The following is a 13,676-nucleotide window of genomic DNA, read 5'->3' on the forward strand; positions in this document are numbered from 1 at the left end:
GTTTTAACAAATCAAAAGGGGTTTTTATAGCGGACTTAGAGCTGTAAGCTCTACGGAACCCCCAGCCTAGCTGGGGGTTTTCTATATACAAAAAACGGCTTCCTGATTGGGAAGCCGCTTAATACTAAGTTATCTTTCTTAGCCTTAACATCACGCTTGACTTACCCAGCGTGATATTTGAATTTGGCTCCTCCAGCTGGACTCGAACCAGCGACATACGGATTAACAGTCCGCCGTTCTACCGACTGAACTATGGAGGAATTGGGGTGTTCCTGAGAACGGAGCGAATATTAGCGATGAACTAGAACAGTGTCAACGCAAAAATTCTTTTTTCTTACCGTTTGCTCGTCATGTGAGCTTTCTGGTTTGTCGTTGTACTATTTTATTAAATCCCTGCGTTTTTATTAACCATATTAATAGGTTGAACATAAGGTGACTGTTCTGAGCAGGCAAGCATAAACACATCATAAAAACAAATACTCTGTTTTCTATGCATAATATGTTTTATGTCATCTTTGATTTCATTAGGTATTCTAGGATGAGTAAGTATCTTATTGATAGCTTTTTTAGAGACTTGCTCGTTGACAAACCACTCACCATTATAACAGACACGTAAATCGAGCATGTCAATATCTTCGAAATGATAGATTGGTTTGATATCAAATAGCAGAACGGCTGCCATAATGATAAAGGCTAGAGTAAAGGTAAAAAGAGACCACGTGCCAAAATAGGGCGCGTACCACATGAGCATAGCAAGAAAAGCATAAGCGATAACCATCGCCAGACACAGGTAGGGATGGTGGCGAATAAAAATGCTGTTGAAATGCACTTTACCATCACGATGCTCTTTAAGATTGATCCGCTCAAGATCCTGAATCAATATCTGTTTTATGATTTTCATAATACTAACCCACTTATTTATAGACTCATTTGTAGAAATAGTGTTGTAAAAAGTGCTGTAAAATTCGTAATCGAATTGAAAATTATGACATTTTCAAGGTTAGCATGTCCTGAACCAACATCTGTATAGCAATTGCTTTAATTTATTTGGCAAATTGTTATTGTTGGCGAGCAATATCCGTATTTTCGAGGAGACAAAAATTGAATATATCAAATAAAATTATAAAAACATCTATTTATTATGTTATTTTGTTCTAATATTGAGCATCTGAGTTTTTTTTAAAACGATAATACACAAAAAGGTTGCTATTCGTGTGCGTTAATGCGTTAATGCGTTTGGCCTGATTAACAGACCTACTTTATGTACGACATCTTGAGTTAATGAGTTATGTGTAAGTGCTATCCCTGGTAGCCTTTGTTGACCGTTTCCTTCTTAGTGCCTCCATAAGTAATAGCTGATAATGGCCAACACATGCCCGAGGTGGCGAGTTTTTTTTGATATATAGGAAAGTCAAATGTCTGACAAAATGAAAGGTCAAGTGAAGTGGTTCAACGAATCTAAAGGCTTTGGTTTCATCACTCCAGCTGATGGCAGCAAAGACGTATTCGTACACTTCTCTGCCATTCAAGGTAACGGTTTCAAAACTCTGGCAGAAGGCCAGGATGTAGAATTCACCATTGAAAGTGGTGCCAAAGGCCCAGCAGCAGCAAACGTAACTGCTATCTAATTTTGCCTTTATGCCTTACTAAGCTCGCCAGCACAAAATGCCGTGGCGGGCTTTTTGTATTTTTGTGCCATGAAATTTATTCCACGAAATTTATCTTACGTATTTGATTCTAAAGTTTTCTAAGTTTATTTATTATTGTGATAAAAATAACGGAATGAAAATAATAGAATATCAACCATGAATTAAAATCAGTTGTCATTGAGTGATTGAATATTTTACAATTAAAATTGTATGGGGCTGTTACTATTCAGTAAAATAGAAAACCATCACTGTTTTGCAAAAATCTCCCCGGATTAAAATCTTTACTTGGTAATTATAACTATACTCAAAAAATCTATCGGATATCGATTAATTAGACAGTCAAAGTTTTAGATTAAGTAAAAAATGATCCAGTAATCTGTTCATTTCCCTTTCAATTTTCTGCTTGCCTAAAATGGTGGCAGTACTACTTCAATTTCATGAGCCGTACCAACCCGAAGGAAAATTATCTGATATTAGGGATCTACTGAGCTGGGTTCTTAGTGAGATATTAACTGACGGTATATAGGGCATATATGATGTGGTCATAACTCATTCCTTATTCTCTCCGGGATAGTATAAATAAACGAATTAAATATTCGTCATCAGCATATTTTATGTACGATGAGGAGATGCTCTCTTTAGGCTATTCTTTGTCTGTTAGTTTTATAATGAATAGTTTTATAATAAATAGTTTTAGTGGTTGAATTTTTCATATGCAACAAATAGGGGGAATTTTCCTGCTTGTAGTAATAATATTATGGGTAGTAATAATCCTATGCGTAATAATTCTATTACGTGCGGAAACCATTGTAAAAACTAAGCCAATAAGAGATCAGTAGATAAAGTTAGCTGATCCAGCGTTTACATCTATGTACAGTACATGATTTTCTATATCTAATTAATTTCAAGTTATACATTAATCAATCAAGTGAAAAGTCAATAGGATTAGGTGATTAGAGTGTATTTATCCATTTGATGTAATGGAGGATGTCATGTTGTTAACATCCATTGCAATGAGTGCTTTTGAGGAAATTCCAATCAAATATCAGGTTCCGAGAGATATTATCTATCTACCGGAAAGGTGATCCCGACAGATTTGTTCTTAATCGAATCCAGAGATTTATTTGCCAGTCAGGCAGTTTTTGACGAGGGAAACGATCCTTATTGAGAAATATGATGTGATAGCTCATGTTAGTGCTAAAACGGCTCGTCCCACGAGCTTGATCCACTTAATTATCAGAAATCGCATTTGATCGTGGAATTAGTAGCGTTAGGATGCTTCTGTATTTCACTGAACTTGGTTAAGTAGCTTCTACCAAAGTGGTCCTAATAGCTTAATGGATCAAGCAATCGTTAGGTATGGATGAGGTGATTCAGATATTGATTATCTCCTCAGCTACAGAAAAATTGATGAGTCACCTTTTGATTTTGTTAGGCGCAGGTTGTCAATTTTCATACAGGATTTGTATGGAAATCATCAGTTGATCTGCAAGGGTGCCACGGAAGAAATGCTATCAATTTGCTCATCTATAAGGGCAAATGAGAAAACTATTCCTCTCACTGAAGAAAGCCGTAACAATGTAATAGAACTAGTTAAAAACTATAACGAACAAGCTTTCAGTGTGTTAATCATAGCAAGGAAGAGTTAAGTCACGATGAAGTGAAATCCCCACGTTCTGTTACTGACGAAAAGGAGATGGTACTACAAAGCTTATTAGCATTTTTAGAACTCCCAAAAGAAAGTGCTGTAATGGCAAGTCTGGCATTAAGGGAAAATGGTGTTTCAGTTAAGGTGTTTACCGGAGATAATCCTGTTGTTACCGCTAAAGTTTGTCGAGATATAGATTTAGATTCTGGAAATATTCTTATTGTCTCTGATATTTAACTAATGAGCAATGAAGACCTTTCAAAAAAAGTGGAATTAAGTTCGGTCTTTTGTAAGTTAACCACCCTGCAAAAATCACGCATTTTAAAGCCATTACAAAATAATGGTCATGCGGTTGGTTTTCTTGGCGATGGAATAAATGATGCGTCAGCATTACGGGAAGCTGATGTTGGAATTTCAGTTGATACAGCGCTGGATATTGCAAAAGAGTCATCAGATCATTCTGCTTGAAAAAAATTTGGTGGTATTAGAGGAAAGGGTGATTAAGGAAAGTGGAATGTTTGGGAATACCATCAGGTAATTAAATATGATGGCTAGGTCAAATTTTGAAAACGTATTTTCTGTATTGGTTGCCAGTGCATTTATTCTATTTTTACCGATGTTAGCCATTTATTTGCTTGTACAAAACCTAATGTACGATATTTCACAACTGTCTTTGCATGGGACAAAATGGGCAAGGAGTTTCTGAAAAAGTCTCGTAAATGGGATGCAAAAAATATGTGTTCTCTGTTTTGGATTGGCTTACATTATCTATCTTCAATATCACGATTTATGCTGTGATTTGGTATGTATTTGCAGCGAACAGCATAGAAAATCAAGTATTATTTTAATCGGGGGTGGCTTGTGGAAAGACTGTTGTCACAGACTTTGGTTGTACAAATGTTTTGCACACAAAAAATTCCCTTTGTGTAAAGTATGGCAATATCCCCTTTTTTATTAATGATAATAATAATAATTGCACTAGGCATTTACATTCCATTCTCCGCATTTTACTCCCTAATTGGGTTACAGCCACTACCATGGGAATATTTTTCATAGTTAATTGGGATAGTAATTAGCTACTGTATCATTGCCCAAATGATGAAGTGGTTCTACATTCATCGATTTGGTGGATGGTTGTAAATAATTCTCATTAATTTATATCTTATTCTGTATGGGTTAAGGAATGAGTCCATACAGAATGTATGTCTTTATGACTCTTATCATGGTGAACTTTTTTCAGATATTTAGAATAGGTCTTGATGTTATTCTTTGAACTTGAATCGTCTATCACAATATAAATGAATTTAAGGAGATAATAGAGTTATATTTACCTGTTATTTTTTTTATTTGAAACGCCAATTTAATCCATCTATTGTTGTTTTTTTAAAGTCAAATAGGGTAAATTACTTTTTTATATCTGTTTTTATATCTGTTTTTATATCTTTTTATTTCGGGTTTTATTATTCTTTTAATTGGGTTTTATGTAATAAGATATTGTTACCAAATTTGCATTTGGGAATTATTTTGTATTTATATTTTTTGTTATTTAAGCAAATTAATTTTTAGCCAATACACTACCTTGTTTTTGAGTTTGGTAGCCGGTTTGTTTGTTTTAGAAAGCTGGGAAAAACATTTGTTATTCTTATCATTAGAGAGGTGAGCGAGAAATAAAAGCATTAATTTAATTAATGTTTTGTGTGTATAAGCTAGGCAATGGGAGGAAATAATCAGCAAGAGTTGCTTAGTTAAATTTATGTCACAAACTGGCTATGTAAGCGTTTACTTTGTTTAGATAAACTTATTAATTGTAATGGTGCGGGATAGTCTGTATAGCTCTCAGGAAGCTTGAATTTTGTTTAATTAGCAAAGTATTGCTGATTTTTTTTGCTAGATGATAGAGATGTAGATGTTTTTTTATTTCAATATCATACTGTATTTTATCTTATTTTTGTGATCTGTGTGATGTTTGCGTTCAAAGTGAGGGTGAGAGCTTTCTTTCTTCTGTTTGAAAATAACACGATCATAAACTAAAAATGATCAGACTGATAGCTTTTTAATAACTAGTATTCACATATAATTAATAAATTAAGCATGACAATGATCTAAATCAAGTTATAGTGGAAGATGAGTGCCTACCCACATTATCAAGACGCAAATTTTACTAATATACTGATAATTTAGCTAAAGGAGATATTTTTTATCGTTATTTTAAATTTATAAGTTTAATAGATCGTATAAAATAAAAAACAGTCCCTAATATTTTTATTTAGATAATTTAACTTATTAATTGTAGACTATTTCTCGTTTTTTGTTGCTTGAATAGTTAATGAGCTAGAATCATAATAAAAAGTGTAAGTTTTGTGATCTTGATCACATAGTATTTAAAATGACATATATTCTCCGTTGTATAAGTTGATGATTCAGGAGTAAAGTTAATTAGCATTAAGAATATTCTTAATCAATTTTGGCAAGTGCATTACCCAGATGACGCAATAATACTTTCACAATCCATTACCGAAATATTTTAGAAATTGGGCGATCCCAAGAGTAATACAAAGGACAGTTACTGCTCTGGCTAAAGATGTATATTTCAGTTATGTCGGAGATTATTGAATCTCATGCTACTGGTAATTTTGTCGTGAGTGATTCTTTGATCACTTAATTTAATTTTTTCATGTAATCGGACGGGATATATAGAAATGAGTACGGTTGAATTGCTCAAACATATTTATGACATAAATTTATCGTATTTGCTTTTAGCACAACGGCTAATTAACCATGAGAAAGCATCTGCGATGTTCCGTTTAGGTATTAGTGAATCGATGGCTGATACGTTGGCCGAGCTGACATTACCTCAGTTAGTAAAATTAGCTGAAACAAACCAACTGATTTGCCATTTTCGGTTTGAAGACCACGAAACCGTGCAGCAGTTAACTAAGGAATCGCGAGTGGACGATCTGCAACAAATTCATACAGGTATCTTGCTGTCTACTCATCTTTTTCAGCAGTTATCTGCTCAGGGTGACACTTCAATCAAGAAAAGAGCGTAAAGATGGTTGAAAAAAGTATTGTTCAGGAAGCGAAAGATATTCAGTTGGCAATGGAACTCATCACTTTAGGCGCGCGATTACAGATGCTTGAAACTGAAACGAAACTAAGCAGAGGCCGACTGATCCGGTTATATAAAGAATTGCGGGGAAGCCCTCCGCCTAAAGGGATGTTACCTTTTTCGACGGATTGGTTTATGACTTGGGAACAGAATATTCATTCGTCAATGTTCTACAATGCTTATCGTTTTCTGTTGAAAAGTGGACATTGTGAAGGTGTAGAGGCTGTTGTCAAAGCTTATAGGCTGTACCTTGAACAATGTCCTCCAAATAGTGAAGAGGGGCCTATTTTGGCGTTAACCAGAGCTTGGACATTGGTTCGTTTTGTTGGTAGTGGGATGTTACAGCCAACACAATGTCGCTGCTGTGGTGGAACTTTCATCACACATGCTCACCAGCCCGTAAATAGCTTTGTTTGTAGCCTTTGCCAGCCACCTTCACGGGCAGTAAAAAAACGTAAACTTTCCCCTCAACTTGCCGATACTAATTCACAACTGCTGGATGGATTTGCTCAGCGAGCTATGTGAATTTAAATGGGAAAGTAAATGCAGGTTACAGGTTTGATAATAAACTCTGTGACCTGCTATCATATCCTTCTTCATTTGTCAATTCGCCCTGTTCAAATCCCATCTGCTCACCAATTTAGCTAAAGGATATCGCGTGTTAGTACTTTTAGGATATATAGTGGTTTTTGGTGCGGTAATTGGTGGCTACCTACTTGTCGGTGGTCACATGGGCGCACTTTATCAGCCAGCGGAATTTTTAATTATTGCAGGTGCGGGAATAGGCGCTTTTATCGTGGGCAATAATGGCAAGGCGATAAAGGCAACACTGCGTGTTTTACCAAAAGTATTGCGCAGATCAAAATACAATAAGGCGATGTATATGGATCTTATGGCGTTGCAATTCCGCCTATTGTCCAAGTCTCGCCAGAATGGGCTGCTGGCTTTGGAGCGAGATATTGAAAATCCACAGCAAAGCGACATTTTCACACAATATCCCCGTTTGTTGAAAGATCAGTATTTGATGGATTTCATCACTGATTATATGCGCCTGATCATCAGCGGTAACATGAACCCCCATGAAATTGAAGCCTTGATGGATGAAGAAATCGAGACTTACGAACAGGAAAGTGAAGTACCAGCAACCAGCTTGGCAATGGTAGGAGATTCACTGCCTGCATTCGGAATTGTTGCTGCCGTAATGGGAGTTGTTAATGCATTGGGATCTGCAGATCGTCCGGCAGGAGAATTGGGAGCGTTGATCGCACATGCGATGGTGGGAACATTCCTGGGGATTTTATTGGCTTATGGTTTTGTTTCTCCTCTGGCGACCCTTCTTCGTCAACGTAGCAGCGAACAGGTCAAAATGATGCAATGTATCAAAGTGACATTGCTTTCCAGTTTGCATGGTTATGCACCACAAATTGCGGTTGAATTCGGCCGTAAAACATTATTTCTTACAGATCGTCCTTCATTCACAGAACTTGAAGAACATGTTCGTCGGGTTAAATCTCCTGTACAACAGGAAGTTGAAGAATAACTATGAAAGCGAATAATGTTTCCGTCATCAGAATAAAAAAGCGTAAAAAACATGATCCAGGCCATGCAGGCGGATCATGGAAGATTGCTTACGCTGATTTTATGACTGCAATGATGGCATTCTTCTTGGTCATGTGGCTGATATCAATTGCCAGCCCACAGGAATTGACCAGCATTGCAGAATATTTCCGTACCCCTTTGCAGGTAGCGATCAACAAAGGACAGAAAAGCAGTGATAGCACCAACCCGATTCCTGGGGGAGGGGATGATGTTTTCCAACAGGATGGGGAAGTTTTCCGTCAATCCAAATCCGTTGAAACCAACGAAGAAACTCATCGCTTAAATCGATTACGCCAGCAACTTGATCAGTTGATTATTACCGATCCTCGTCTTAAAGAATTACGTCCTCATCTATTGATTGACATGATGGATGAAGGTTTACGCATTCAGATTATAGATCGGGAAAATCGCCCAATGTTCATGATTGGCAGCTCAAAGGTCGAAAGCCACATGAGCAATATCTTGCGGGCAATTGCACCGATCCTGAACGGTATTCCAAACAAAATTAGCCTTTCTGGTCATACCGATAGTTTACAGTATGCCAACGGTCAGCGAGGTTACAGTAACTGGGAGCTTTCTTCTGATCGTGCCAATGCGTCAAGGCGTGAATTGCTGATAGGTGGTCTGGATGAAGTCAAAATCCTGCGGGTTGTGGGTATGGCATCCACTGTCAGTATGCAGAAAGGTATTGATCCTAATGCACCAGTTAACCGTCGTATCAGCATCATTGTTTTGAATAAAGATGCAGAAAAAAGGATTGAGCAGGAAAATAGTGGCGGTAACGCCATAACCGCTAACAATAGTATGGATATGCAAGAAGTCATCAGAATGGATTCGAATGAGGGAACGACTGCTCAGCAACCCACCGAACAATCCCATGTGACCATAAAACATGAAATCATGAGATCGGAACAGCCATCGGCTGAACCGTTGAGTGATACTAAGATGACAGAGTAAGTAATGATGGATATTACCGCGTTTTATCAGACTTTCTTTGATGAAGCAGATGAACTATTGGCTGATATGGAGCAGCATTTATTGCTGCTCAATGCCGATGAACCTGATCGTGAACAGCTGAATGCAATATTTCGCAGCGCCCATTCCATTAAAGGAGGCGCTGCGACTTTTGGTTTTACTAAGCTGCAACAGACTACGCATGTTTTGGAAAATCTGCTCGATAGTGCCAGACGTGATGAAATACGTTTGACCATTGACATTATCAACCTGTTTTTAGAAGCGAAAGATATTATGCAGCAACAATTGGATGCCTATAAAAGTTCTCAGGAGCCGGATGAAGATACATTCAATTATATCTGCGAGACACTGCGTCAGCTTGCATTAGAACTACAGCAAGAGCAGCAGGAAGAAGCATTGTTTGTAGCAACATCTGCAATTCAGTCTGAACTTATTACAGAAGACGTTGTAAACGAAGTTGAGGAAAAACAACCGGTAGCATCAGCTCAGTCCAAAGAAAATCAGCCAGAAGAGAAACATGTCTCGGCAGAAAAATCCAATCATGGGCGGATACGTGTTCATTTATCTGGACTGAAAGAACGCGAAGTCAGTTTAATGAAGGATGAGTTGGGGCATCTTGGCGAGATTTATGATGTAGAACAGACTACAAACAGCCTTGAAGCATCATTGGTTACATCTGCGACAGAAGACGATATCACGGCTGTATTGTGCTTTGTTATTGAGCCTGAGCAGATAACTTTTTTACCAACAAATGAATCTCAATCGGAAAACACGGACATTGAGACGGAACAAGATGCTGTAGCAAAAAGTGATGCTGTAGTAAAAACTGTGGCAGAAAATAGTACAGCAGCCAGAGGTGCGGAAAATAATAATACGGAAAACAATCATGCAGTAAACAGCAGCACAGCAAAAAATACGGCAGCAGAGACTACCACAGCAGCAAATACAATAAATACAAATAATCCACAGCTGGCTAATATTCCGAAAAAAACAGATGTACATGAAGTCGGGCGTCCAGCTCCACGTCCAGCTGCGGGATCGCCACGTCAACGTGCGGAATCGTCCAGTATCCGTGTTGCCGTTGAAAAGGTTGATCAACTTATCAATCTAGTGGGTGAATTGGTCATTACCCAATCTATGCTGGCACAGCACTGTAACGGTCTTGAGCCGACAAAACACAGTGAATTACTCAGTTGCATGGCTCAATTACAGCGAAATTCCCGCGACTTGCAAGAATCTGTCATGTCAATCCGCATGATGCCAATGGAGTACGTTTTTAGCCGTTATCCACGCTTGGTGCGGGATTTGGCTGGGAAACTCAATAAGAAAGTGGAATTGACACTAATTGGTAGTTCGACAGAACTGGATAAAAGTTTGATTGAACGGATTATCGATCCTCTAACGCATCTGGTACGCAACAGTCTTGACCACGGTATCGAAAGTCCTGAAAAACGTCTCTCGGCTGGAAAATCAGAAACTGGTAATTTGACTCTGGCAGCTGAACATCAGGGTGGAAATATCTGTATTGAAGTTATTGATGATGGCGCTGGTCTAAACCGAGAGAAGATCTTGGCAAAAGCACAATCTCAAGGTCTTAACGTCAATGAAAACATGAGCAATGAAGAAGTGGCTATGCTGATTTTTGCTCCCGGTTTCTCTACCGCAGAAGTGGTAACAGATGTCTCCGGTCGCGGTGTTGGCATGGATGTGGTCAAGCGCAATATTCAAGATATGGGCGGACAAATTCAGATTAACTTCCAAGAAGGGAAGGGAACTGTTATTCGCATTTTGCTGCCACTGACATTAGCGATACTGGATGGCATGTCGGTCAAAGTTAATGGTGAAGTTTTCATCCTGCCATTGAGTGCCGTGGTCAGTTCATTGCAGCCACAGGATGAAGATATTTATCCGCTGGCGGGTGATGAAAAGCTATTGCAGGTACGTGGTGAATATTTACCGCTACTTGAACTGTATCGCATATTCGATATCCCGAATGGAGTGACTGATCCAACGAAAGGTATTGCTGTCATTGTGCAGAGTGCTGGGCGTCGTTATGCATTGCTGGTGGATAAACTGGTGGGACAGCATCAAGTTGTTGTTAAAAATATTGAGAGCAATTACCGCAAAGTACCGGGCATTTCGGCTGCCACCATTATGGGGGATGGTAGTGTTGCGCTCATCATTGATATTCCTGCTTTGCAGAAACTTAACCATGAGCAGTTGGCTGAGCGCAAAGCGGATTTGGTGAATAACAAATAAGATTATCCAATCACACTAAAAGGTAACATCATGTCAGCCATAGAAGAATTAAATAAATTATCGGGCGAAACGACCGGAAAGGAATATCTGGTTTTCACCTTGGGTGACGAAGAGTATGGAATTGAAATACTGAAAGTGCAGGAAATTCGCGGTTATGACCAAGTTACCCGCATTGCGAATACACCTGATTTTATAAAAGGGATCACCAACCTGCGCGGAGTGATTGTTCCCATCATCGATTTGCGGATCAAATTCTCGCAGGAAGATATCACGTATAACGATAATACCGTGGTGATTGTCCTGAACTTGCTTAACCGTGTTGTTGGGATTGTCGTTGATGGTGTGTCTGACGTGCTGGCCCTGAAAGAAGATCAGATTTGTCCTGCACCAGAATTTGCGGTTACTTTATCAACAGAATACCTAACAGGGCTTGGTTCTCTTGATGAACGTATGTTGATTCTGGTTGATATCGAAAAACTTCTCAACAGTGAAGAAATGGCGTTAGTTGATTCAGTCGCCAAAGTTTGATGTTTTGGGCTGCTGCAATAAAAAAACAGCAGTCCTTTTGTTTTAGATCAAAAAAATGCTGTAAAAAATCAATTTTTAGAATTACGCGTAAAGTTCCCTTTAAGCGTGCCGATAACACTGGCATAGCAATTTATTACAAAAGGGAAGTCATGTTTAACCGAATGAAGATAGTGACGGGACTCATCTCAGTCATCATATTGTTTGGTGCTTTGCAACTTATCTCCGGGGGATTGTTCTTCAAAGGGTTGAAGAATGATATAGAAGCTTTTGATTTAATAGATAAAATGCGACAGCAGCAAATCTATCTGGATGAAAGCTGGGTTAACCTGTTGCAAGCCCGTAATAACCTGAACCGTGTTGGCATTATGGCTGTGATGAAAGGCCGCGGTGTTGAAGGCAGTTATAAAGCTGAAGAAGCTCTGGCGGAAGCCAAAGCTAATATTGCCCGTGCCGAACGGCACTTCGAGCAATATGATCAGACTGAAAAACTGTCTTTTCATGATCAAGAACATCTTCAACGTTTGAAACAGACCCATCATGATTATCTCAATGCACTTAAAGAGTTAGATAACATGCTGGCGAATGAAAGGTTTGAAGAGTTTTTTCTCCAGAAAACGACTGATTATCAGAACGCTTTTAATGAGGAATTTAACTTTTATCTGTCCCAGAGCGCAAAATTTTATGATCAGGTGTCACAGGAAGCTGACAAGGCTTACAGCAATGTCATCGTTTCGTTGATCTTTGTGATGATTCTGCTGGTTGTGGCCATGATAATCAGCTGGGTTGGCTTACGTAAGGCATTGATCGATCCATTGAACCAACTGCTGGATAATATTAAGGCCTTCTCAAAAGGGGACTTGACCCAGACGATCACCGTATCTGGTAATAATGAAATGGGCATGTTAGCCGTTGGGCTTATGCACATGCAGACGGAATTGATCAATACGGTCAGAAGTGTCCATCAAAGCACCGAAACCATTTATACCGGTACTAGTGAAATTGCTGCGGGTAACAACGATCTTTCTTCTCGTACTGAACAGCAAGTGGCTTCTCTGGAAGAAACCGCTGCCAGCATGGAAGAGTTGACTGCAACAGTAAAACAAAATGCTGATAATGCTCGTCAAGCCAGTAACTTAGCTGATAATGCCTCTGAGATCGCCCGTCAGGGAGGTAAAGTGGTGTCCAATGTCGTTCAGACCATGCATGAGATTGCAGACAGCTCTCGCAAAATTTCCGATATCACCGGTGTGATTGATGCCATTGCTTTCCAAACCAACATTCTTGCACTTAATGCTGCTGTAGAAGCTGCCCGTGCTGGTGAGCATGGACGTGGTTTTGCCGTGGTTGCCGGTGAAGTGCGTAATCTGGCGCAGCGCAGCGCAGAGGCGGCCAAAGAAATCAAGGCACTGATTGAAGATTCTGTAAACCGTACTGATACAGGCTCTGAGCTGGTAGGAAGTGCTGGTGAAACCATGAATAAGATTGTCGATTCTGTGACTCGCGTGACTGACATCATGGGTGAAATTGCGTCGGCTTCTGATGAGCAAAGTAGGGGAATTACCCAAGTTGGTGTTGCTATTTCTGAAATGGATAGAGTTACCCAACAAAACGCGTCATTGGTTGAACAGTCTGCTGCTGCTGCTGCGGCATTGGAAGAGCAGGCCAAAATATTGACCAAAGCTGTCGCGTTGTTCCAGTTGCCGGAGCAGGCAGAAAGGATATCGCCTGAAAATAGAAAACATGAAGTTTTATTGACGAGAAAATCGTCAACTCCTCCAGCTAATAAAACGAATACTCCTGTACTGAAAAAAAACAGTAGCATGGAAGACCCATCTAATTGGGAAACATTCTAAAAAAATAATAGCGATAATCACGGCTGCATAATGCAGCCGTTAAACGAGGTGATTAC

The 13,676-nt window shown here is 39.1% G+C and carries 9 protein-coding genes, 1 tRNA gene and 1 pseudogene; 9 read left to right on the forward strand and 2 right to left on the reverse strand.

Translation table 11 applies throughout. The features are described from left to right. Positions 1-184: 184 nt before the first annotated feature. Positions 185-260, reverse strand: a tRNA-Asn gene (locus PSI14_RS10235). 125 nt (positions 261-385) lie between these two features. Then, a complete protein-coding gene (locus tag PSI14_RS10240; RefSeq protein ID WP_273575801.1) occupies positions 386-901 on the reverse strand; it encodes a YlaC family protein in 516 nt (171 codons plus the stop codon). Between the two features lie 514 nt (positions 902-1,415). Between PSI14_RS10240 and cspE the strand changes: the two genes are divergently transcribed. The 9 genes and pseudogenes from cspE to PSI14_RS10285 all read left to right on the forward strand — a co-directional run bounded on the left by cspE (position 1,416) and on the right by PSI14_RS10285 (position 13,620). Then, the gene (gene cspE / locus PSI14_RS10245) at positions 1,416-1,628 is read left to right on the forward strand and encodes a transcription antiterminator/RNA stability regulator CspE (protein ID WP_045958852.1); all 213 of its coding nucleotides are present in this window, start codon (positions 1,416-1,418) and stop codon (positions 1,626-1,628) included. Positions 1,629-2,947: 1,319 nt separating this feature from the next. Beyond that, a pseudogene (gene mgtA / locus PSI14_RS10250) lies at positions 2,948-4,437 on the forward strand (magnesium-translocating P-type ATPase); the annotation flags it as partial. Positions 4,438-5,996: 1,559 nt separating this feature from the next. After that, positions 5,997-6,347 (forward strand): flagellar transcriptional regulator FlhD, encoded by a 351-nt coding sequence (gene flhD / locus PSI14_RS10255; protein WP_273575802.1) that lies wholly within the window; start codon positions 5,997-5,999, stop codon positions 6,345-6,347. Positions 6,348-6,349: 2 nt separating this feature from the next. Next, positions 6,350-6,931: a flagellar transcriptional regulator FlhC gene (gene flhC / locus PSI14_RS10260; protein ID WP_273575803.1), complete on the forward strand. Its 582-nt coding sequence runs from the start codon at positions 6,350-6,352 to the stop codon at positions 6,929-6,931. Between the two features lie 133 nt (positions 6,932-7,064). Then, entirely contained in the window at positions 7,065-7,946 is an 882-nt protein-coding gene (gene motA / locus PSI14_RS10265; protein WP_273575804.1) for a flagellar motor stator protein MotA, read from the forward strand. Positions 7,947-7,948: 2 nt separating this feature from the next. Continuing rightward, positions 7,949-8,962, forward strand: a complete 1,014-nt coding sequence (motB, locus tag PSI14_RS10270; RefSeq protein WP_273575805.1) for a flagellar motor protein MotB — start codon at positions 7,949-7,951, stop codon at positions 8,960-8,962. Positions 8,963-8,968: 6 nt separating this feature from the next. Further along, a complete protein-coding gene (gene cheA, locus PSI14_RS10275) occupies positions 8,969-11,239 on the forward strand; it encodes a chemotaxis protein CheA (protein ID WP_273575901.1) in 2,271 nt (756 codons plus the stop codon). Between the two features lie 30 nt (positions 11,240-11,269). Continuing rightward, positions 11,270-11,767 carry a chemotaxis protein CheW gene (cheW, locus tag PSI14_RS10280; protein ID WP_273575806.1) on the forward strand — a complete coding sequence of 166 codons (498 nt, stop codon included), beginning with the start codon at positions 11,270-11,272 and terminating at the stop codon, positions 11,765-11,767. 149 nt (positions 11,768-11,916) lie between these two features. Continuing rightward, positions 11,917-13,620, forward strand: coding sequence for a methyl-accepting chemotaxis protein (locus PSI14_RS10285; protein ID WP_273575807.1), 1,704 nt, complete (start codon positions 11,917-11,919; stop codon positions 13,618-13,620). The last annotated feature ends 56 nt before the right edge of the window (positions 13,621-13,676 follow it).

Source organism: Xenorhabdus anantnagensis (assembly GCF_028598555.1).
Taxonomy (GTDB): domain Bacteria; phylum Pseudomonadota; class Gammaproteobacteria; order Enterobacterales; family Enterobacteriaceae; genus Xenorhabdus; species Xenorhabdus anantnagensis.

Bases quoted from the DNA above. Each gene is read 5' to 3' on its own strand.
- cheA (WP_273575901.1), top strand. From the start codon at position 8,969: ATGGATATTACCGCGTTTTATCAGACTTTCTTTGATGAAGCAGATGAA.
- PSI14_RS10240 (WP_273575801.1), bottom strand. From the start codon at position 901: ATGAAAATCATAAAACAGATATTGATTCAGGATCTTGAGCGGATCAAT.
- motB (WP_273575805.1), top strand. From the start codon at position 7,949: ATGAAAGCGAATAATGTTTCCGTCATCAGAATAAAAAAGCGTAAAAAA.
- flhC (WP_273575803.1), top strand. From the start codon at position 6,350: ATGGTTGAAAAAAGTATTGTTCAGGAAGCGAAAGATATTCAGTTGGCA.
- cheW (WP_273575806.1), top strand. From the start codon at position 11,270: ATGTCAGCCATAGAAGAATTAAATAAATTATCGGGCGAAACGACCGGA.
- cspE (WP_045958852.1), top strand. From the start codon at position 1,416: ATGTCTGACAAAATGAAAGGTCAAGTGAAGTGGTTCAACGAATCTAAA.
- flhD (WP_273575802.1), top strand. From the start codon at position 5,997: ATGAGTACGGTTGAATTGCTCAAACATATTTATGACATAAATTTATCG.
- PSI14_RS10285 (WP_273575807.1), top strand. From the start codon at position 11,917: ATGTTTAACCGAATGAAGATAGTGACGGGACTCATCTCAGTCATCATA.